The sequence below is a fragment of the Fulvimarina fulva genome, assembly GCF_039652615.1.
Lineage (GTDB): Bacteria > Pseudomonadota > Alphaproteobacteria > Rhizobiales > Rhizobiaceae > Fulvimarina.
The window spans coordinates 41,331-61,564 of record NZ_JBDJAC010000003.1; the positions used below are offsets into that span (position 1 = coordinate 41,331).

The following is a 20,234-nucleotide window of genomic DNA, read 5'->3' on the forward strand; positions in this document are numbered from 1 at the left end:
TCGACTGAACTGTTAAAAAGCGCGCTTTCTCGCGAAAGCGTGAGCAGCAACGTCCCGTAAGGTAAACGCATCGTTCTCGACCGCCTCAGATCCAGCCCCGGCCACCCGCGCACATGGTGCTCCGAGCACGGTCCGCGCCCAGAAATCGGACATCATCGCGGGATCGCGCAGGGCCTCGAGTTCGCCGTTGCGCGGATAGCTCGCCCGGAAAGTCTCCGCGCTCATACGGTGATGCTTGTAAGGGTTGACGGCACCGCCGGCTTCGACGGTGATCCGGTCGAGGTCTGCAAGCAGCCGAAGCGTTTTCTCGCCGCGATCAGGGAAGTCGAGCGTCAGGGTATAGCCGGGTCGGGGGAACGAATTGAGCCCAGGGCTCTCGATCGCACCGAAGCGTTTCAAAACGGTCAGGAACGAGCCCTGGCCGTGGGCATGGGCACATTCGATGAGCGCGCGAACGCCCTCACGCCCCGTCTCGTCCGGCAGAACGCCCTGATGCTGACAAAGGCCGCGCGGACCATAGAGCCGGTTCCAGCGCCCCACCCTGTCGAGGGGGAAGAAGAACCCGTCGAACGGGACGGTTCGCGTGTGCGTGCCGGCCTTCGCCTTGCGATAATAGGTTTCGTTGAAGGCTTTCAGCGCCGGCCCCATGAGAGGGCTGAACGGCGGTGTGAACGGGATGCTCGCGATCGGCGGGCGTGAGGCTCCGGATCGGGGTCCCGTCCGCGCATGATCGCCGCAGATCAGGTGGCCGCGACCGAACTGCCCGCCCTTGGCGAGCGAATCGATCCAGGCGACGGCATATTCGTGCCGCGCATCGGCCTCCTCGGCCAGATCGAAATAATCCTCCAGCCGGTTAAAACGCGTCGTCGTCTCGACGATATCCGTGGAAGCGACCGGCATCAGCTTGAGCGTCGCCTCCTCGATCAGGCCGGTCATACCCATGCCGGAAATCGTCGCGGCGAAGATGTCGGCGTTCTCGCTGCGAGAACAGACGAGACGCCCCCGATCGGAGCGATTGAGGACGATCGCCTCCACGTGGCAACCGAAGGTGCCGCGAAGATGGTGGTTCTTGCCGTGAATATCGTTGGCGATCGCGCCGCCCACCGTCACGAATTGCGTGCCCGGCAGGACAGGCGGGAACCAGCCCTGCGGCGCGACATAGGCGATGAGATCGGACAGGAGAAGGCCGGCCTCGACGCGGATCGTTCCCGCTTCGGCATCAAAACCCAGGACCCGGTTCGCCTTCCGCGCCTCGATCATCGTGCCGAAGGACAACAGACAGCTATCGCCGTAGGAGCGGCCATTGCCGAACGGCAGTGCCGGAACGGCGGGTTCTGTTGACGTTTGATGGGATCGCATCCCTCTCTGCCCTGTCAAGCATCTCTCCCCATTGGGGAGAGATGTCGGCGCAGCCGACAGTGAGGGGCCTGAACCGTCTTTATTCTTGCTCGCCGACGCCCATTCAGCGGGCGAGACGCCAACCGCGTGCCTCGCCGTCGAGCCGCCCCAGCTTCGGAAGTGCTCAGACATAGACGGCACCGAGGAACATCAGCCCGCCAAGGCCCATCATCATCTGCGAACGCCAGTCCTGCAGAATGAAGACGACCGGGTCCTCGTGCATCTGATCGCGCCGGGCGAGGATCCAGATGCGGGAGATGATGTAGAGAACCAGCGGGCACAGCGGCCAAACGAGATAGGGGATGTCGTAATGGGCCGCGACTTCCGGGCTGTTGATATAAAGCGCCAGAACGAGAACCGCAGCAAACCCCGACGACATGCCCATCTGGCCGAGCGTTTCGAGATCGGCGTTCACATAACCGCGCCCCGTCGTCGCGCGGCTTGCCTCCTTTCCGTAATCCTGGAGCTCGGTGTAGCGCTTCACGAGGGCGAGCGAGAGGAAGAAGAAGATCGAGAAGGACAGAAGCCAGAAAGAGACACCCACGCCCGACGCCTCGGCACCGGCAATGATGCGCGTCGTATAAAGAAAGGCGAGCGTCATCACGTCGACGAGAAGCATGCGCTTCAGAGCGATCGAATAGGCCGTGGTCGCAACGAGATAGCCCACAAGAACGACGGCGTAGGTTATCGGAAGAAGCGCCGCCGCCGCGGATGAGATCGCGATCAGGGCGAGCGCCATCTTGAGGCCCGTCGGGATGCTCAGCCGGCCGCTGGCAAAGGGCCGGTTCCGCTTGGTCTTGTGGCGGCGGTCGGCCTCCAGATCGAGAAGGTCGTTGACGATATAGACCGAAGACGCGGCGGCCGAGAAGCTGATGAAGGCGAGTAAGGACGCCCACATCATCTCCAGATTGAGGAATTCGTGGGTCAGAACCATCGGCACGAAGACGAGAACGTTCTTCGACCACTGGTGCGGACGCATTGCCTTGATTGCCGCTTTCAGGCGTCCTTTCTCGTGATCGATCCGGGCCGAGCCCGTCCGCTTCTGCCACCGATCCGCCGTCTTGTCCGGCGCAACCACCGTCGCCTCGGCCGCATTTTCCAGAAGGCAGATGTCCTCGTGGGAATTGCCGAAATAGTCGTAGCCGGCGTCCCCCGCCTCGGCCTCGATCCTCTCGAGCTTGCGGGTGGAGGTGAGATTGACCTCGTCATTGGAGGCCATCACGTCATCGAAGAGGCCGAGATGGCTCGCCACGGCATGGGCAAGCCGCTCATTCGAGCCGGTGGCGAGCACGATGCGGCGACCATTCGCACGAAGCGCGCGCAGCTCGTCGACCACCTCCTGGCGATAGGGCAGAGCACTCGCATCGAAGCTGACATTGCGTGCCAGTTCGGCCTTCAGCTGCGCCTTGCCCCGGCTCAGCCAGAGCGGCACCTTCGCAAGAAGCATCGGATCCTGCCGGGCGGTCAGGAACAGCGTCTCCCAAAGAAGATCGCTGTGGATCAGGGTTCCGTCGAGATCGACGTAAACCGTGCGTTCAGTCTGGGGTACTCTTGCGTCCACTGTCCAAGCCTCCGCATCGGCATCGCTACCGGTTCGATGGCCTGTTTTTAGGAAAAGGCTGTTTGGAAACCTTTACCCAAAGGCAGCGCGCGGCCGCTTTCCGGCCGGAGGGTTAATGATGTGCGAGCGGATCGAGATAGGGCGTCTCGTTGCGCGGTTCATACGACATTCCCACAAAGCGCGGTTTTATACTCCGAAATGACCCCTCGCAGAAACTCGGCGACGGCCTGCACCCGTCGTGAGGTCACGAGATCGGATTGCGTCACCAGCCAGATCGGCTGATCGATCCCCAGATCACGATCGAGACAGATCAGGTTTTGCTGCTGTGCGAGGAAATGCGGAAGAACCGCGAGACCCAATCCGGCTGAACACGCCGAGACCTGGGTCGCAAGGGATGTCGTGACGATGGCCGGCGCGCGGCCGCGAAGGGCGCGTTCGATCCACTGCGCCGCCGGCAGGTGACCGTATCCCTCCGCCCAGGTGATCATGGCGTCCCGGTCGAGGTCGACGGACGCGCCGCCGGCGTGCTCCTGAACATATCCCTGCGCGGCATAGAGACCGTAGCCGAGCGTTCCCAGGCGCTGCAGGGAAACATGCCCGCGCGCCGGCACGATCAGAACGGTCGCAAGGTTCTCGGCGGTCGCAAGGCGAACGGTGCCGGAAACGTCCGGCGCTTCCGTCAAACCCGACGCGAAGGCTCTAGCGGCGGCCTCCATTTCCTCAGCGCGCTCGATCAGGGCCGAGCCTTCTTCCGTCAACTGATAACCTGTGTGGTGCCTCAGAAAGAGCGGGCGTCCAAGACGCCTTTCCAGCCGCTCGATCCGCCGGGAAACGGTCGCCACACCGATCGAGAGCGACAATGCGGCGCCGCTCAACGAGCCCGAGCGGGCAACGGCGAGAAACAAGGGAACATCATCCCATATCAGCCGGCTATTTTCCATTAATGGAAACCTCGTCGCCGTTTACAGCTATTCATAGCCACTATCGGAAACGCCACCTCTCTGTCGACCATATCGGACAGGAGACAGACATGAGACGACGGAGACTTGGCACCAATCTGGAGGTCTCGGCTCTCGGACTCGGCTGCATGGGAATGAGCGAGTTCTATGGCACGCGCGACGACGAAACGTCACTTCGGGTGCTGCATGAAGCAGCCGAACGCGGGATCGACTTCCTCGATACCGCCGACACGTACGGCCCGCATCACAACGAAGAGCTGATCGGTCGCTTTCTCAAAGAGAATTCGACACCCATGAAGGTTGCGACGAAGTTCGGCATCGTGCGCGCGCCGGGCGAGTATCGCCGTACCATCGCCAATGGCCGGGACTATGCCCGCACGGCTTGCGAGGCCTCGCTGCGCCGTCTCGGCGTCGAACGGATCGACCTCTGTTACGTTCACCGGTTCGAAGAGGGTCGCCCCGTCGAAGACACGATGGAAGGGCTCGTCCGCCTTGTGGACGAAGGCAAGATCGCACGGATCGGCCTCTGCGAAGTCAGCGCCGAGACGCTCCGGCAAGCCCATGCAGTGCATCCGGTCACTGCGGTACAGACCGAATACTCCCTCTGGTCCCGTGGGCCGGAAACAGAGATTCTACCGACCTGCCGCGAATTGGGTATCGGGTTTGTCCCCTATTCTCCGCTCGGTCGTGGCTTCCTGACGGGACGCTTCCATGACGGTCACTTCGAGGACGGCGATGTCCGGGCCTCGTTGCCGAGATTTCAGGAGGAAGCGGCGCAGGCGAACCGCCGGATCGCCGATCTCGTCGCGGCGATGGCAGCGCGGAAGGGGTGCACGCCCGCGCAGCTGGCGCTTGGCTGGCTCCTTGCGCAAGGAGAAGACATCGTGCCGATTCCCGGCACGAAGCAGTCGAAATATCTGCGCGACAATGTGGGAGCAACGGATGTCAGGCTCTCGGAAAGCGATCTTGCCGAGATCGAGGCAGGACTCGCAGATCGGCCGGTTTCGGGTGCCCGCTACACGGCCGAAGGCATGAAGGGGGTGAGCGCATGAGCGAACGATCGGATCGTCTGACCCGAGCGCTTTCCCTGCTCGAACGCCTTGAACCGAGCGCACCGGACCGGGTGAAGAGCAGTCTCGATGCATTTCATCCGGACACTGCGGAGCTTGTCCTTGGATATGCGTTCGCGGACATCGTCGGACGCCGCGGGATCGACCTCAAAACGCGGGAAATGCTCACAGTCGCCATGCTAGCGGCCATGGGCACGGCGCAGGACCAGCTCGAGTTCCATGTGCGGGCGGCGATGAATACCGGCGTCAGCCGGGAAGAGATCGTCGAGATCGTGCTACAGGTCTCGGTCTATGCCGGCGTACCGGCCGCAATGAATGCGATCGCGGCAGCGAAGAGGGCTTTTCCACCAACGGAAACCGCTTGATCGATCAAGCGGCAGCTTCGGTATGAAAAGCTGCCGCTTGTCAAACGCCGGACAAGCGGCGGCAACGTCCCAATTGCAGTCATTTTCCGGCCGGAAGGAATCACTGGGCAGGCGTCGATCGCCGCCCAAATCCTCAATCCACGAAGGCGCGCTCGACGACATAGGTGCCGGGGGCGTTGTTCGCGCCCTCCTCGAAACCGCGTTCCTGCAGCAGTTTCTCGGTATCCTTCAGCATCGCCATCGAGCCGCAGATCATCGCACGATCGGTCTTCGGATCGAGCGGTGCGATGTCGAGATCGGTGAAAAGCTTGCCGTTTTCGATGAGACGCGTCACGCGATCGCCAAGGACTTCGCCCTTCTGGGTCGCCGTGGCGTGGAGGAAGAGCTCTTTCTCGCCCACGATCTCCTGCATCATCTCGTCGGTCTTCATGTGCTCGACGAGCTGGCGGCCATATTCGAGTTCCGCATCCTCACGGCATGTCTGCGTGAGAATGACCTGATCGAACTTCTCGTAGGTCTCCGGATCGCGGATGACGGAGGCAAAGGGCGCGATGCCGGTGCCGGTCGAAAACATAAAAAGGCGCTTGCCCGGAATCAGCGCGTCGTGGACGAGCGTTCCCGTCGGCTTCTTGCGCATGAGAACGGTGTCGCCAACCTTGATCTTCTGGAGATGCTCGGTCAGCGGACCGCCAGGCACCTTGATGGAGAAGAATTCAAGCTCTTCGTCCCAGGCCGGCGAAGCGATGGAATAGGCGCGATAGACCGGCTTTTCGGCGTTCGGCAGGCCGATCATCACGAATTCGCCCGAGCGGAAGCGAAAGCTCTGCGGCCGTGTCATACGGAAGGCGAACAGCCTGTCCGTATAATGGGTGACCGAGGTGACGGTCTCGGCGAAGACGTTCGCGGGAATCGGAAAGCTTCCGGTTTCGGCGGTCTTTTCTGCGACGGAACTCATTCACGGTCCTTCTCGGCATTTTGGGGGAGAAGAGCGACGCGCGACGGCGTGTTGAGCCATCGACGAGCGCTTCGAATTCTCCGCGTGGATGTCACGGGTTGCACCCGGCCGGCCTCAGCCCGCAAGTGCGATTGGCTGGAACATAGGCATAAATCGAGCATTTCGCAGCCGCAAAACGTCCTATTGTTTCGCGAAGACCCAGATGATTTTTTCCTCAATCCGGCAAATTGGAGCTCCGACCCGCGCAGCTCTCATGCCCCATCAGAAGAAAGGGCTGGTGGCCACCCAGTATCCGACGACGGCAAGGGAAAGGATCGGCAGCAGCATCTGAACCGGTCGAAGCTTTCCGAAATAGAGCGGCGCCGTGCCCTTTTTCGCACTGATCGGATCGACCACCGCCAGCGCCACATAACCGAGAAGTTCGAGGCCGACGGCATAGAGCGGATAGGCCCAGACGACCGACAGGATCGCCGCGAAGCCCATGACAAAAAGAAAGAGCATCATCGCGATCTGCGTCACCTTCGGCCCGCCGGGCTGGCGGAAACTGACCCCACGACGGACGCCGGAGAGAAAGGTCAGGATGGCCGCGCCCCAGAGAAGGGTGAAGTTGAGCGTCAGGAAGGCCCAGTTGTCCGGCAGGACGAAAAGACCGATAGCCCCGGCGACCATCGGCAGCATCGCAAGATAGGCGAAAAAGAGCCCGTCGGTCGGAATGTCCGCCGGCTCGTCGGCGACGATCCTGCGCGCGTCGGAATGAGATTGCGTCATATGCGTTTTGCCTTCGATGTGCCGACCGGTGATAGCCAAAGCTGGAACGCGCGGGACGCGCGGTGGTTCGCAAGTGCCGCTCTCTTGCGAAATCCGTTTGATCGCTTCGCGATGACGGATTTCAGAGATCCTCACGCGCCGTGCGAGCTTCGATACCGTCCCCGGATTCATCAGCCGGAAATGGTATCATGCACCGACGACCCGTTTCCCGCTGGGGCTTCCCGGTCTATGGTTTCCCCATGTCTATGCCCATACTTCGGATCGCAGCTCTTCTTGGTTACGTGCTTTTCGCCTGCGCGCCTGCCGCCGCGCAGGAACGGGCGGTCATCGGCGTTGCGGCGCCGCTCTCGGGGTCGAGCGCGCGTCTCGGCGAAGAGATCGTGAACGGCGCAAAGCAGGCAGGAGATGGCCTTGCCAATATCGCGACGGCGGACACCGAATGTTCGCCGGAAGGCGGGGAAGCCGCCGCGCGATTGTTCGCGCAAGCACAGGCGCGGGTCGTCGTCGGTTTTCTGTGCACCGAATCGCTTCTCAGCGCCCTCCCGATCCTCACCGAGGCCGGGATTCCCGTTCTCGACGTCGGGGTGCGCGCCAACCGGATCACCGACGAGCGCGCAAAGACCGGTCATCTTGTCTGGCGTCTCGCGCCGCGATCGGATGCGGAAGCACGCGCGATCGCAGAGACCATCGTCCAGCGCTGGCGGAACCAGCCCTTCGGCCTGATCGAGGACGGCTCCATCGCCAATCGCGGTCTGGTCGACACGGTTCGCCGGCTCGTCGCCGACCAAGGCCTCGAGCCCGCGACGAGCGATAATTTCAGGCCGGCGGAAGAAAAGCAGTTCGGCCTTGCGCGCCGTCTCGCCCGGACCGGCGTCACGCGGTTCTTCATTGGAGGCGACCGGCCGGATATTGCGGTGATCGCAAGGGATGGGGGCGAACTCGGTCTTGATCTCGAGATCATCGGCGGCGAAAGCCTGCTCGACGAGACGAGCGTCGATCAGCCATTGACTGAGGGCGTTCTAGCGCTCGCCCCACCCTATCGCTACGCTCTGCCCGCAGCGGAGGGCGCGGAGGACACCGCGCTGTCCGGCTATGGCGGCATTGCCTATGCCGCCGTCGAGACTGCCATCGCGGCCATCTCGGATGCAAGCACGTCCGGTCGTTCCCTCAAGGACATTCTCGACCAGAAGAGCTTCGAGACCGTGATCGGCAGTGTCGATTTCGACGAAAACGGCGACGCGAAGGCCGTGACCTATCGTCCGCTGCGGTGGACGGGCGAAGACTTCGTCCCGGACACGGGAGCTTCCGGCCAATGACGCCGTGGAGCGCAGGCGCCCGGAACGACCTTACCGATATCGCGGGTCTCAGCGTCGGTCAGGCCGAGGACGCGCGGCTTGAGAGCGGCACCTCCGTCGTCGTCTTCGACGAACCGACGGTTGCATCCCTCTCGATTCTCGGCGGTGCACCGGGAACCCGCGAGACCAATCTTCTCGACCCGGAAAATCTCGTCGGCGGTGTCGATGCGCTGGTCCTCTCCGGCGGGTCCGCTTTCGGCCTCGATGCCGCGAGCGGCGTTCAGGCAAGGCTTCGCGAACAGGGGCGCGGATTTTCGGTCGGCTCCGCCCGCGTGCCCATCGTACCGGCCGCGATCCTCTTCGATCTTTTGAATGGCGGGGACAAGGATTGGGGCCGGTTCCCGCCCTATCGCGATCTTGGCTACGAGGCTGCGGCGAGCGCAAGTCGCGATCCGGTTCGCCTGGGGCGATATGGGGCGGGCTTCGGCGCGACGACGGCACGAATGCGCGGAGGTCTCGGAAGCGCCTCCTGCGTCCTCTCCTTCGGTACGACGATCGGTGCCATCGTCGCGGTGAACGCGGTCGGCTCTCCGACGATCGGAACGGGACGGCATTTCTGGGCCTCGCCCTTCGAGATCGATGGCGAATTCGGCGGCACCGGCCTGCCCTCGACCCTGCCGGACGATGCGACGGAGCCTTACTCGAAGATCCGTGTCGCGGAAGGCGCGAACACGACGATCGCCATCCTCGTCACCGATGCGAGGCTCGACAAGGCAAGCTGTAAACGCCTGGCCGTCGCTGGGCAGGACGGTTTCGTCCGGTCGATCTGGCCGTCTCACACGGATTTCGATGGCGATCTCGTCTTCGCCGCCGCGACCGCCCGCAATGACGGGCCACGCACGAATGTCGAGCGAATCGAGTTGATGGCGGCCGCGAGCGCCGTCATGGCCCGCGCCGTCGCACGCGGCGTTTACGAGGCCAATCGGGACATATTCGGGGCCGCCACCTGAGTGGCCTTTAGCCGTGGCCCTTGAAGCCGGGATAAAGCGACATGCCGCCATCGACGAAGATCGTCTGACCGGTCACGTAGTCGGCGGCATCCGAGGCAAGCCAGGCAACGACGCGGCCGATATCCTCCGGATCGCCGATCCGGCCATAGGGAATGAGCTCGAGCATCGCCGTGCGGTCTTCCTCGGTCTTTCGCGCACTGGCGTTGATGTCGGTCGCGATGGCACCCGGAGCGATGGCGTTGACGCGGATCTTCTCCGATCCCGTCTCCTGTGCGAGCGACTTCATGAGCATTTCGAGCCCGCCCTTCGCCGCCGCGTAATTCACGTGGAACGCCCAGGGAATGATCTGGTGGACCGAGGAATCGAAGATCAGCTTTCCGAGCGCCCGCGACACATCCTCGCGCATGCCCTTCTTGCGGAAGCGTTTGATCGCCTCGCGGCCCACGAGGAACCCGCCATCGAGAATGACGGAGCCGGTCTTGTGCCACTGTTCCAGTGTCATGTCGCCGATCGCGGCATCGGCCTGAAGGCCGGCATTGGAAAAGACGATATCGATCGGGCCGAGTTCGGCCTCTACCCTGTCGAACATGGCGATGACCTCGTCTTCCTTCGAGACGTCGGCCTGAACGTCGGTCGCCTTGCCACCTTTCGAGCGGATCTCGTCGCGGATCGCCTTCGCGGCGTCCTCGCTGCCCATGTAGTTGATGGCGACGTTGGCACCTGCCTCGCTGAGGACCTTGACGGTTGCAGCGCCGATACCGGAGGAACCACCGGTCACGAGGGCCGTCTGGCCTTTGAGGGAGAAGAGATCAAAATAGCCCATCGGGATCTTCCAGCATGTTGAATTCGAAGTAATGAGGGTCCTTGCGGTCGCCGTTCAAAGCACGGTCCAGCCAGATTGCCGCCGAGATCAGCGACAGATGCGTGAGCGCCTGGGGGAAATTGCCCAAATGATCTCCGGCGGAGGACAGCTCCTCCGAGTAGAGCCCGAGATGGTTCGCATAGGTGTGCAGTTTCTCGAAAAGAAGCCGCGCCTCGGCGACGTATCCCGTGCGCGCAAGAGCCTCGACATACCAGAACGAGCAGACCGTGAAGGCGCCTTCCTGACCGTCCAGCCCATCGTCGTTTTCGTCGCTGTTCCTGTAGCGGTAAACGAGACAGTCATGGACGAGTTCCCGCCTCACCGCCTTTAACGTGGAGGTCCACATGGGATCGCGCGGATTGATGAATTTGACGAGCGGCATCATGAGAACGACGGCATCGAGGGTCGTCGAGCCCTTGAACTGTGTGAAGGCGCCGATCTCCGGATTCCAGAATTCCTCCAGGATGCTCTTCTGAATCGTGTCGCGCTCGCGGCGCCATTCTTCCACATTGGCCGGCAGGGATTCGTCGAAGGCCATGCGCAGGGCACGGTCGAGGGCGACCCAGCACATCAGGCGCGAGGAGAGATATTCCTTCGGCTCGCCTCGACTCTCCCAGATGCCCTTGTCCTTGCGCCGCCAGTTCGCGCAGACCCAGTCCATCATCCGCGCCAGCTTGATCCAGACCGAATAGGCCGGTTTGCCCCGTGCCTTGGATGAGATGTAGACCGCATCCATGAACTCGCCATAGATGTCGAGCTGGAGCTGGCTGAAAGCTCCGTTCCCGATGCGCACCGGCTTTGAGTCGGCATAGCCCGAGAAGTTGTCGAGCGTCGTCTCCTCGAGCTCGGTCCGGCCGTCCATGCCGTACATGATCTGCAGGCCTTCCGCGCCGTCCTCGACGGCCCGCTCCATCAGGAAGTGGATGAAGTTTTCCGCCTCGTCGTAATAGCCGAGACGGGAGAGGCTGTAGAGCGTGAAGGCCGAGTCGCGCACCCAGCAATAGCGGTAGTCCCAGTTGCGCTCGCCGCCCGGCACCTCAGGCAGTCCGAAAGTGGCGGCGGCAGCGATGGAGCCGTGCTCGGCGGAGGTCAGAAGCTTGAGCGTCAGCGCCGAGCGCACCACCAGTTCGCGCCAGGTCGAAGGATAGTTTCCCCGGTTGACCCATTTGTGCCAGTAGTCGCGTGTTCTCCTGAACTCGGACGAAACGTAGTCCTCGTCGACCTTCGGGCTGCCCTTTCGGTTGGGGCAGAGAACGATGTAGGCGCCCTCCCCCTCCTCGAGCGAGATGCGGGCCGTCACCCGTCCATCCTTCACGTCCATCGGAAATGAGGCATAGATCGACACCGGATCGACGTCGTCGTTCCAGCTGACGGAAAGGCCGCCCTCGATCGGCTCGATCGTCGGATCGGTGCGGCCGTAATCCGGGCGTGGCGTCATATCGAGTTCGAAGTCGACCGCATCCGTGATCGCCTTGGCACGGCGGATGATCCGGCCGGTGCCGTCAACGGGCATGAAATCGCAGACCTCGCCGATGCCGCTTTCGTCGAGAAACCGCGTGATGAGGATGTTGGTATCCGGCAGATACATCTGCCGCGTATTGGGCTTTTCCTTCCCTGAATCCGCCGCGAAGCGGAACGAGCCGCCTTGCTCGGCATCGAGGATCGAGGCAAAAAGGGTGGGCGAGTCGATCTCAGGGTGGCAAAAGAAAGTGATCGTCCCGTCATCGGCCACCAGTGCGGCGGTCTTCATGTCGCCGATCACGCCATGGCTCGATATCGGGTGCCGGATTCCCGCCTTGAAATCTGTGCCCATCATGTCCCCTCACAAATAACGCATACCAATGGCTCTTGTGCACCTGATCGAAGTGCGGCCGTGCTCGGATATCTGAGACTTTTTGCACTGCGAGCAAGTTCTCGACGTAGACAAACCGGAGAACCTTGGGCAACCACATAAAGCACGGGGTCGGCGGTGGCTTGCCGATCGTGTCTCCAAATTCGACCGAACGGCAAACGGCTTGCGAAACTGGGCGATTGCACCACCCTGGAAGCTTCCCTAAAATCCTGCGGCGTCAGGCGGAAGAGCGGACCGGGACCCAGGACAGGCTGCGTAATCGTTTCGGCTTCGGCCGATGAAGGGATGAAGACTTGTGACGAGCCCGATCGAGAAGAGCATCCGGCGTGCGTTGGAAGCCGGTGCTCCGGATAGCCTGAAATTTCGCCAAGGCGTCTATCGGGCCGCCGAGCGGGCTGTCGAGCGCGTGCTGACGAGCGAAACCGACGATGCGCAGGCCGACGCGATGCGCAGGGAGCTGGAAGAGGCTGTCCAGAGGGTTGAGGCCGATTACAGCGAGACCGCCAGCCAGTCCGAACCGGAAGCTCCGCCAGAGGGCGCTACCGAAGCGTCGGAATTGTTTTCAGATCCTACTCCGTCACAATGGGCACCTTCAGAGCTGGAGCCTGCATCAGAAGAACCGGCCGCACCTGCTGACGAAACCATCGATCCAGCCTTCATCCCGCAGCCCGAAACGCGAAAGATCGACGACACCGGTTCGGCGCCGATCGTCCACCCCGAGGAACAGCCGGAAGACCCATCCGCCAGAACCGTGATGCCTGTTCGCCCTGACGCGCCCGGCAGCCGGCGCGAAACGCCGGGCGTTGCGGCGCCGCGCCTCGACGAGCCGTCTCGCGATGATCCTCGACTGGACGCGGCACCCTCGACCTCGCACCGACAGCCTCGCGCATTCGCTCCGCCACCACCCGATGGACACGGCGAACCTTTCGAGGACGACCTCGATCCCGCCGGGATCACGCCGAGCCGGGAGCCGGCGACGCGCGATCCCGGCCATGACGGCGACGGCCATCTTGGCCCCCTCAGCCGTAAGGAGGACGGGCTGGAGGGAAGAGATCGCCATCAATCCGGCGACCGGCGGCCCGACTTCGACACGTGGCGACCCGGCTCCAAGCGCCGGACGGTCAAGCGCCGGAGCAAGGCCGGCGGCATTCTGGTCTCCGCCGTCATCATCTGCCTCATCGCGTTTCTTTTCCTTGCGGGCGCTTATCTTCTGGCACCATTCCTGATGTCGGCGACCAGCAGCGACGCACCGCTGAGCGCCGCCGAGGGGGAAAGTACGGAAGGCGCAGCCGGCGAAACGCAGAACTGGATCACGGTTTTCTCGGGCCGCGAGATCAGCGACATTACCACGGCCAACGGAGGACGGGTGACCGCCGAACAGGCGCCGGACGGATCGCCTGTCGTGCGGATCGCCGGCCCCCTCGACGGTGGCGGCGGCGAGATCGGTTTCGAAGTGGGTCCGGGCGTCGTAGCCCAACTCGGCGGAGCGAAGGCCCGTGCCGAATTGACGGTCGGCACGACGGATGGCGCGGAGCGTTCATTCACCGTCCGCTGCCTTTTCGACGGCGAGACCCGCTGCGGCAGGCAACGCTTCACCACCAGCATGGCGAGAGAGTCCTTCATCTTCGCCATCGATCTTTCGAACGTAGATGAAAATGGCGGTGAGATCGCGATCGATCCAGCCATCGGTGACGGCAACGACCTTCTGGTCTACGAACTGCGTTTGACCGCAAACGACGGAAATTGAAGGCTTCGGCGTGGCGGCGACGGAAAATCACACGGCGTCACGGTTTCGAGAGCCGACCGCCTTGCGAGCCGAAAAACCGCTTCATATATACCCGTCAACGCCGCAGAGGCCGGGCGGCACTTACGTTTTGAACGGCCTACGGAAATTCCGCGCATAACAGGGGCCGGCCTCCAGAATGCCTCTTACGAGGGTCGCCGGACGGCTCGCTAACGAAGGAGAATGAGGAACATGGCGAAGGTCATTGGTATCGACCTCGGGACCACCAATTCCTGTGTCGCCGTCATGGACGGCAAGAATTCGAAGGTGATCGAGAACGCAGAAGGCGCGCGCACGACGCCGTCCATGGTTGCGTTCAGCGACGATGGCGAGCGCCTCGTCGGACAGCCGGCCAAGCGCCAGGCCGTCACCAACCCCGAGAACACGATGTTCGCGGTGAAGCGACTGATCGGGCGTCGCTATGACGATCCGACCGCACAGAAAGACAAGGAACTCGTTCCTTACAAGATTGTCGAAGGCGAAAACGGCGATGCCTGGGTCGAGGCGGACGGCGAGAAATATTCGCCTTCGCAGATCTCGGCGATGATCCTTCAGAAGATGAAGGAAACGGCCGAAGGCTATCTCGGCGAGAAGGTCGAAAAAGCCGTCATCACGGTTCCCGCCTATTTCAACGACGCCCAGCGCCAGGCGACCAAGGATGCCGGCAAGATCGCCGGTCTTGAGGTCCTCCGCATCATCAACGAGCCGACGGCAGCTGCCCTCGCTTACGGTCTGGACAAGACCGACGGCAAGACCATCGCGGTCTACGACCTTGGTGGCGGAACGTTCGACGTGTCGATCCTCGAGATCGGTGACGGCGTGTTCGAGGTGAAGTCGACGAACGGCGACACCTTCCTCGGTGGTGAGGACTTCGACCTGCGTCTGGTCGATTACTTCGCGTCCGAGTTCAAGAAGGATCAGGGCATCGACCTGAAGGGCGACAAGCTGGCTCTTCAGCGCCTGAAGGAAGCTGCCGAGAAGGCCAAGATCGAGCTTTCCTCCGCTTCTCAGACCGAGATCAACCTTCCGTTCATCACGGCAGACCAGTCCGGTCCCAAGCACCTGACCATGAAGCTGTCGCGCTCCAAGTTCGAGAGCCTCGTCGACGACCTCGTGCAGCGCACGGTCGGCCCGATGAAGGCCGCGCTCAAGGATGCGGGCATGTCCGGCAATGAGATCGACGAAGTCGTTCTTGTCGGCGGCATGACGCGCATGCCGAAGGTGCAGGAGACTGTGAAGAAGTTCTTTGGCAAGGAGCCGCACAAGGGTGTGAACCCGGACGAAGTGGTTGCCATGGGTGCCGCCATTCAGGCTGGCGTTCTGCAGGGCGACGTGAAGGACGTTCTCCTTCTCGACGTCACGCCGCTCTCGCTCGGCATCGAGACCCTTGGCGGCGTGTTCACCCGTCTCATCGACCGGAACACGACCATTCCGACCAAGAAGTCCCAGACGTTCTCGACGGCCGAAGACAACCAGAACGCCGTTACCATCCAGGTCTTCCAGGGTGAACGCGAGATGGCCGCCGACAACAAGTCGCTCGGCCGGTTCAATCTCGAGGGGATCCCGCCTGCACCGCGCGGCGTGCCGCAGATCGAGGTCACCTTCGACATCGACGCCAACGGCATCGTCAACGTCTCGGCCAAGGACAAGGGCACCAACAAGGAGCAGCGGATCACGATCCAGGCTTCCGGTGGTCTCTCCGATGCCGATATCGAGCAGATGGTGAAGGATGCCGAGGCGAATGCCGAGGCGGACAAGAAGCGGCGCGCCACGGTCGAAGCCAAGAACCAGGGCGAAGCGCTGGTCCATTCGGCCGAGAAGAGCCTCGAAGAGTACGGCGACAAGGTCTCCGAGGATGACCGCAACGAGATCCGTTCGGCTATCGACGCTCTCAAGGCCGAACTCGAGAAGGACGACGCGGACGCCGAATCCATCAAGGCCAAGAGCGATACGCTCGGTCAGGCTTCCATGAAGCTCGGCCAGGCTATGTACGAGGCTTCTCAGTCTGAACAGGCCGAGAGCGATGCCGCGGCCGATGCGGCCAAGGACGCCTCGAACGACGACGTGGTCGATGCCGACTACGAAGAGGTCGACGAAAACGACGACAAGCGCAAAAGCGCTTGATGCTCATCGGGGTGTCTCGTGACATCCCGACCGTTCGAAGACATCCGAGCCCCGGTGGTGCAAACCGCCGGGGCTTCGTTTTAGACACCCGACGACCTTTCCCCCGTTCAAGCCGTAAGGGTCCAGCTCGCAATGATCCTGCGGCACGGCGCGGTCGCTACAACCGGATCGACTTTGAGCCATTCCGTCCTTCGTGCGAGCTGACGACTTTACAATCGCGCCACGATCGCCCAAAAGCGCGATCAACCGCAACGCATGGCAACACAGGGAGCGCTCACGATGATCATTCGTTCGACCGGCTGGACCTCCCTGTCGATTATCGGCGCCGGCGTCTTCGCCGGGCGGCAGGGCTCCTAAAGCTCCGCACCCTCCCGGCGATCGCGACCGGCGGATCAGGCGAGGTGACAGATGCACCGATCGCCCCCGAAGCCCATCGCTTGAACCTTTCCTGAGAGAGTTCGACCCGTTTTAAGCAGTTCGCGAAAGCGCAATTGCTTCGAGACAGCGCGCGCCAAGCCGTTTAGAGAGCGGATCAGTCCACCCCGGCGCCTGTCAGCAGACACAAAGACGAAACCCATGACCGATACCGAATTCACCGCCGGCGTGCGCGAGGCGGAAACCGCCCTTCGCGATCTCTTTCCAGAGACACCGCTTCAGCTCAACGAGCATCTTTCGGCCAAATACAATGCGCGTATCTATCTGAAGCGCGAGGACCTGACGCCGGTTCGCTCTTACAAGATCCGTGGCGCGTTCAACTTCATGCGCAAGCGCATGGCGAACGGCGACAATGGCGCGAAATTCTGCTGCGCCTCGGCCGGTAATCACGCGCAGGGCTTTGCCTTCGCCTGCCGGTACTTCGGCGTGAAGGGCCGGATCTACATGCCGGTGACGACACCGCAGCAAAAGATCGCCAAGACCCGCACGTTCGGCGGCGACGCGGTCGAGATCGAGCTGATCGGCGACTTCTTCGACGACTGCTACCGGGCCGCCAAGGCCTATGCCGAAAGCGAGGGCGCCGAACTCGTGCCGCCTTTCGATCATCTCGATATCGTCGAGGGTCAGGCAAGCGTCGCGCAGGAAATCCTCTCGCAGCTCGGCGAGGAAAAGGCCGATATCGTCATCATGCCCGTCGGCGGCGGTGGGCTTGCCTCCGGTATGACGCGCTTCTTCCACGGCACCGAGGGCACGCCGACTGATTTGCGCTTCGTGGAACCGCTCGGCGCGCCGAGCCTCAAGACCAGTCTCGACAGCGGCGTTCTGACGAAGATGGAGAAAATCGACGGCTTCGTGGACGGCGCCTCCGTCGCCGAAATCGGACAGATCCCCTTCGATATTCTGAAGCGCTTTGAGAGCGGCGTCGTTCATCTGGCGCCGGAGGGCCGGCTTTGCGGCACCATGCTCGAAATGCTCAATGTCGAGGGCATCGTGCTGGAGCCGGCGGGCGCTCTGACGATCGACTCGCTGAAGGGCTTTGGCCGGGAGATCGAGGGCAAGACCGTCGTCTGCGTCGTCTCGGGCGGCAATTTCGACTTCGAGCGTCTGCCGGATGTCAAAGAGCGCGCGCTGCGGTTCGAGGGCAAGAAGAAGTACTTTATCCTGCGGCTTGCCCAGCGGCCTGGAGCCCTGAAGGATTTCCTTAATCTTCTCGGCCCGGACGACGATATTTCGCGCTTTGAATATCTGAAAAAATCGGCCCGCGACTTCGGTTCGATCCTCCTCGGCATCGAGACGAAGGACCGGGGGAACTTCGATACCCTGCTCGCGCGCTTCGATGCTGACGGTATCCGCTATCAGGACATCACCAGCGACCCGATCGTCGCCGATCTCCTGATCTGACGATAAACCCCGAGAGGGCGACTGGCGACGCCCGCCGGTCGCCCTCTCAAATGTCTCAGCGCTGCTGCTGGAGCGCGAGCCGCAGGCCGAGGCCGCAATAAATGCCGCCGACCACCTTTCCCTGCCATTTCAGAACGGTCGGATTTCGGCGCAGGACAGTGCCAAGCCAACCGGAGCTGACGGCGAACACGATCGTCGCAAAGAAGCCGATGAAGGCGAAGGTGAGGCCGAGAATCGTCAGCTGCAGAAAGACCGCTCCGTTCTCCGGCTTCACGAATTGCGGAAGAAAGGCGAGGAAGAAGAGCGCGGTCTTCGGGTTCAGCACCTCGGCAAGAATCGCCTGACGAAACGCCTGCCCGGCTGTCAGGGGCAGCTGGCCTGCGCCGAGCGCTGTGGGTGCCTTCTCCACAATCGCCTTGATGCCGAGATAGACGAGGTAGGCGGCGCCTGCATATTTCACCACACTGAAGAGCAGGCTCGAAGCCGCGATGATCGCCGAGATGCCGACGACGGCAAAGAGCGTGTGGAAGATGTCGCCGGCGGTGATGCCGGCTCCCGTCGCGATGCCGACCCGCGTGCCGGATGTCGTCGCACGCGCGACCGTCAGGAGCGTTGCAGGTCCCGGAATGAAAACGAAGCCGAGCACGATCGCGCAATAAGTGATCAGGGTGGCCGGGTCGATCATGGGCGTGCTCTCCAGTCAGCATGAAGAGCAAGCCATAAGGCGGGATCGAAACGCAAGCCTTATCAGAAAGACGCAGAGAATTCCCGCGTCTTCAGCCAGCGGTTTCTCCAGCCGGAAGGGGCCGGTTTATTCCGCCGCCGTCTGTGCCTCGGCAAGGGAAGCCCAGGTCGGCGTTTTTACCTCGCGCGTCGCGTAGGGAATAAACCCGTGCTTTCGGTACAGATTGAGCGCCGCCGGATGATCGAGCGTGTTCGTCTCGATAGTCAACCGAAAGGGCCGGTCGGCAAAGCCCGCCGCGATCGCTTCCTCAAGCATCGGACCTGCAAGCCCCTTGCCCCGATGGGCCGGCAAAATCCCGAAATGCACGATCCGCGCCTGACGGATGTTCCGCTTCACCTCGAGCTCGAACCAACCCGCCGTCTGATGGCCCATGTCGGCAAGGTAGATGCGCGTACGCGGATTGTGAATTTCTTCGGCAAGCCGCCTGTCCGGCATCAGACGGGACGTCCAGTGATGGGCCGCACCGACACTGGCATAGAGGTCTCTGTAGCGCTGTAACGGAAGACGCGGCACCTCTTCGACGCGCAAAGAGGGCACCAACGGCGAGATACGCCTGCGCGCGCTGTGCGCCTCCGCCGTCATTTCGAGGCTGGTGACGCGCGTCGTCAGAAGTTCGACGGCTCTCACGGCCGGGTCTCGACCGGCGTATCGGTGGCCGAACCCCACTCGCTCCAAGAGCCGTCATAAAGCTTCACGTCGAAATTGCCGAGGCTGGCGAAGGCAAGGTTGAGGACGGCCGCCGTCACGCCTGAGCCGCAACTCGTCACGGCCTTTTCCTGCGGGTCGACACCGGCACCCTGCATTTCGGCCCTGAGAGCGTCCGGGCTTTTCAGCCGACCATTCTCCTGCAATGTCAGGAAGGGCAGATTGCTCGCACCCGGCATGTGCCCGGAGCGAACGCCCTCGCGCGGTTCGGGCGAAGTGCCGTCGAACCGATCGGCAGGTCGCACGTCGACGATGCGACGATCACCACGGCCGTTCGCGAATGCGCGCATCTCGTCCAGCGAGGCGACGGCGCTTCGGTCGAAGTCCGCCGCGAACGTCACGGGATCGATCTTTGGCGCCCCCATCTCTCGTGGGAAACCACCTTCGATCCATGCGGGAAGCCCGCCATCGAGCACCCGGACATCCTTGGCGCCGAAGGTGCGGAACATCCACCATACGCGCGGGGCTGAGAACAGGCCCATCCCGTCATAGACCACGATCGTATCGGCTTCCGAGACGCCGAGCGCGCCGACCTTATCGGCAAAGATATCCGGAGAAGGAAGCGTATGGGGAAGCGTTGACGCCGGATCGACGATCTCGTCCTGATCGAAGAACACCGCGCCCGGCACGTGGCCGGCCTCAAATTCCGACTTCGCGAAACGGCCCATCGCCGGCAGATACCAGGATGCATCGACGATCGAGAGACCGCGACGTCCGAGTGTGTCGGCAAGTTCGGCGGGGGAGATGAGGAAAGGGTTCTGGTTCATGGGGATAGATTGTGGGAGCAGGCGTTCTTGGGCAAGAGTCCGGGCCCGATGAAACACTCGGCCGGGGCGAAATTTTTTGGCACTCTCGCACGGCGTCGCCGCAGGTTCGAAAAACGCCAAAAGGCCCGGATTTCCCCGAGCCTTTCAACGATCGATCCCAAGCCGGGAAACCCCGGCGG

Annotated in this window: 17 protein-coding genes; 7 read left to right on the forward strand and 10 right to left on the reverse strand. The window is 62.4% G+C overall.

Annotation, left to right across the window (positions count from 1 at the left end; all coding sequences use genetic code 11):
• Positions 1-12: 12 nt before the first annotated feature.
• The 3 genes from ABDX79_RS05750 to ABDX79_RS05760 form a co-directional block, all read right to left on the reverse strand.
• Positions 13-1,359, reverse strand: coding sequence for an FAD-binding oxidoreductase (locus ABDX79_RS05750; RefSeq protein WP_346219321.1), 1,347 nt, complete (start codon positions 1,357-1,359; stop codon positions 13-15).
• 163 nt (positions 1,360-1,522) lie between these two features.
• On the reverse strand, positions 1,523-2,959 hold the full coding sequence (locus tag ABDX79_RS05755; RefSeq protein WP_346219322.1) for a UbiA family prenyltransferase: 1,437 nt from the start codon (positions 2,957-2,959) through the stop codon (positions 1,523-1,525).
• Between the two features lie 158 nt (positions 2,960-3,117).
• Entirely contained in the window at positions 3,118-3,864 is a 747-nt protein-coding gene (locus ABDX79_RS05760; RefSeq protein WP_346219323.1) for a LysR family transcriptional regulator, read from the reverse strand.
• Between the two features lie 125 nt (positions 3,865-3,989).
• On the opposite strand from ABDX79_RS05760, the gene ABDX79_RS05765 reads away from it, so the two are divergent.
• Positions 3,990-4,970, forward strand: a complete 981-nt coding sequence (locus ABDX79_RS05765) for an aldo/keto reductase (protein ID WP_346219324.1) — start codon at positions 3,990-3,992, stop codon at positions 4,968-4,970.
• Entirely contained in the window at positions 4,967-5,353 is a 387-nt protein-coding gene (locus ABDX79_RS05770) for a carboxymuconolactone decarboxylase family protein (protein ID WP_346219325.1), read from the forward strand. Before ABDX79_RS05765 ends, ABDX79_RS05770 begins: the two co-directional genes overlap by 4 nt.
• Before the next feature lie 133 nt (positions 5,354-5,486).
• On the opposite strand, the gene ABDX79_RS05775 is transcribed toward ABDX79_RS05770, so the two are convergent.
• Both ABDX79_RS05775 and ABDX79_RS05780 read right to left on the reverse strand, forming a co-directional pair.
• Positions 5,487-6,308 (reverse strand): ferredoxin--NADP reductase, encoded by an 822-nt coding sequence (locus tag ABDX79_RS05775; RefSeq protein ID WP_346219326.1) that lies wholly within the window; start codon positions 6,306-6,308, stop codon positions 5,487-5,489.
• Positions 6,309-6,569: 261 nt separating this feature from the next.
• Entirely contained in the window at positions 6,570-7,076 is a 507-nt protein-coding gene (locus tag ABDX79_RS05780; RefSeq protein WP_346219327.1) for a DUF3429 domain-containing protein, read from the reverse strand.
• Between the two features lie 188 nt (positions 7,077-7,264).
• Between ABDX79_RS05780 and ABDX79_RS05785 the strand changes: the two genes are divergently transcribed.
• Positions 7,265-8,392: a branched-chain amino acid ABC transporter substrate-binding protein gene (locus ABDX79_RS05785; protein WP_346219328.1), complete on the forward strand. Its 1,128-nt coding sequence runs from the start codon at positions 7,265-7,267 to the stop codon at positions 8,390-8,392.
• The gene (locus ABDX79_RS05790) at positions 8,389-9,381 is read left to right on the forward strand and encodes a P1 family peptidase (RefSeq protein WP_346219329.1); all 993 of its coding nucleotides are present in this window, start codon (positions 8,389-8,391) and stop codon (positions 9,379-9,381) included. The genes ABDX79_RS05785 and ABDX79_RS05790 overlap by 4 nt, the downstream gene beginning before the upstream one ends.
• Before the next feature lie 7 nt (positions 9,382-9,388).
• On the opposite strand, the gene ABDX79_RS05795 is transcribed toward ABDX79_RS05790, so the two are convergent.
• Positions 9,389-10,204 carry an SDR family oxidoreductase gene (locus tag ABDX79_RS05795; RefSeq protein WP_346219330.1) on the reverse strand — a complete coding sequence of 272 codons (816 nt, stop codon included), beginning with the start codon at positions 10,202-10,204 and terminating at the stop codon, positions 9,389-9,391.
• Entirely contained in the window at positions 10,191-12,059 is a 1,869-nt protein-coding gene (locus ABDX79_RS05800; RefSeq protein WP_346219331.1) for a glycoside hydrolase family 15 protein, read from the reverse strand. The genes ABDX79_RS05795 and ABDX79_RS05800 overlap by 14 nt, the downstream gene beginning before the upstream one ends.
• A 331-nt stretch (positions 12,060-12,390) precedes the next feature.
• Here ABDX79_RS05800 and ABDX79_RS05805 point away from each other — a divergent pair, with 331 nt between their 5' ends.
• From ABDX79_RS05805 to ilvA, 3 genes are all read left to right on the forward strand, one after another.
• On the forward strand, positions 12,391-13,842 hold the full coding sequence (locus tag ABDX79_RS05805; RefSeq protein WP_346219332.1) for a hypothetical protein: 1,452 nt from the start codon (positions 12,391-12,393) through the stop codon (positions 13,840-13,842).
• Positions 13,843-14,070: 228 nt separating this feature from the next.
• Positions 14,071-16,002, forward strand: a complete 1,932-nt coding sequence (dnaK, locus tag ABDX79_RS05810) for a molecular chaperone DnaK (protein WP_346219333.1) — start codon at positions 14,071-14,073, stop codon at positions 16,000-16,002.
• A gap of 576 nt (positions 16,003-16,578) precedes the next feature.
• Positions 16,579-17,838 (forward strand): threonine ammonia-lyase IlvA, encoded by a 1,260-nt coding sequence (gene ilvA, locus ABDX79_RS05815; protein ID WP_346219334.1) that lies wholly within the window; start codon positions 16,579-16,581, stop codon positions 17,836-17,838.
• A gap of 55 nt (positions 17,839-17,893) precedes the next feature.
• Here ilvA and ABDX79_RS05820 read toward each other — a convergent pair whose 3' ends face one another.
• The 3 genes from ABDX79_RS05820 to sseA form a co-directional block, all read right to left on the reverse strand.
• Positions 17,894-18,523 carry a LysE family translocator gene (locus ABDX79_RS05820; protein ID WP_346219335.1) on the reverse strand — a complete coding sequence of 210 codons (630 nt, stop codon included), beginning with the start codon at positions 18,521-18,523 and terminating at the stop codon, positions 17,894-17,896.
• A gap of 126 nt (positions 18,524-18,649) precedes the next feature.
• Entirely contained in the window at positions 18,650-19,210 is a 561-nt protein-coding gene (locus tag ABDX79_RS05825) for a GNAT family N-acetyltransferase (RefSeq protein WP_346219336.1), read from the reverse strand.
• Positions 19,207-20,055, reverse strand: coding sequence for a 3-mercaptopyruvate sulfurtransferase (sseA, locus tag ABDX79_RS05830; protein ID WP_346219337.1), 849 nt, complete (start codon positions 20,053-20,055; stop codon positions 19,207-19,209). The genes ABDX79_RS05825 and sseA overlap by 4 nt, the downstream gene beginning before the upstream one ends.
• Between the last annotated feature and the right edge of the window lie 179 nt (positions 20,056-20,234).

Bases quoted from the DNA above. Each gene is read 5' to 3' on its own strand.
- ABDX79_RS05750 (WP_346219321.1), bottom strand. From the start codon at position 1,359: ATGCGATCCCATCAAACGTCAACAGAACCCGCCGTTCCGGCACTGCCG.
- ABDX79_RS05765 (WP_346219324.1), top strand. From the start codon at position 3,990: ATGAGACGACGGAGACTTGGCACCAATCTGGAGGTCTCGGCTCTCGGA.
- ABDX79_RS05770 (WP_346219325.1), top strand. From the start codon at position 4,967: ATGAGCGAACGATCGGATCGTCTGACCCGAGCGCTTTCCCTGCTCGAA.
- ABDX79_RS05775 (WP_346219326.1), bottom strand. From the start codon at position 6,308: ATGAGTTCCGTCGCAGAAAAGACCGCCGAAACCGGAAGCTTTCCGATT.
- ABDX79_RS05780 (WP_346219327.1), bottom strand. From the start codon at position 7,076: ATGACGCAATCTCATTCCGACGCGCGCAGGATCGTCGCCGACGAGCCG.
- ABDX79_RS05785 (WP_346219328.1), top strand. From the start codon at position 7,265: ATGCACCGACGACCCGTTTCCCGCTGGGGCTTCCCGGTCTATGGTTTC.
- ABDX79_RS05790 (WP_346219329.1), top strand. From the start codon at position 8,389: ATGACGCCGTGGAGCGCAGGCGCCCGGAACGACCTTACCGATATCGCG.
- ABDX79_RS05795 (WP_346219330.1), bottom strand. From the start codon at position 10,204: ATGGGCTATTTTGATCTCTTCTCCCTCAAAGGCCAGACGGCCCTCGTG.
- ABDX79_RS05800 (WP_346219331.1), bottom strand. From the start codon at position 12,059: ATGATGGGCACAGATTTCAAGGCGGGAATCCGGCACCCGATATCGAGC.
- dnaK (WP_346219333.1), top strand. From the start codon at position 14,071: ATGGCGAAGGTCATTGGTATCGACCTCGGGACCACCAATTCCTGTGTC.
- ilvA (WP_346219334.1), top strand. From the start codon at position 16,579: ATGACCGATACCGAATTCACCGCCGGCGTGCGCGAGGCGGAAACCGCC.
- ABDX79_RS05820 (WP_346219335.1), bottom strand. From the start codon at position 18,523: ATGATCGACCCGGCCACCCTGATCACTTATTGCGCGATCGTGCTCGGC.
- sseA (WP_346219337.1), bottom strand. From the start codon at position 20,055: ATGAACCAGAACCCTTTCCTCATCTCCCCCGCCGAACTTGCCGACACA.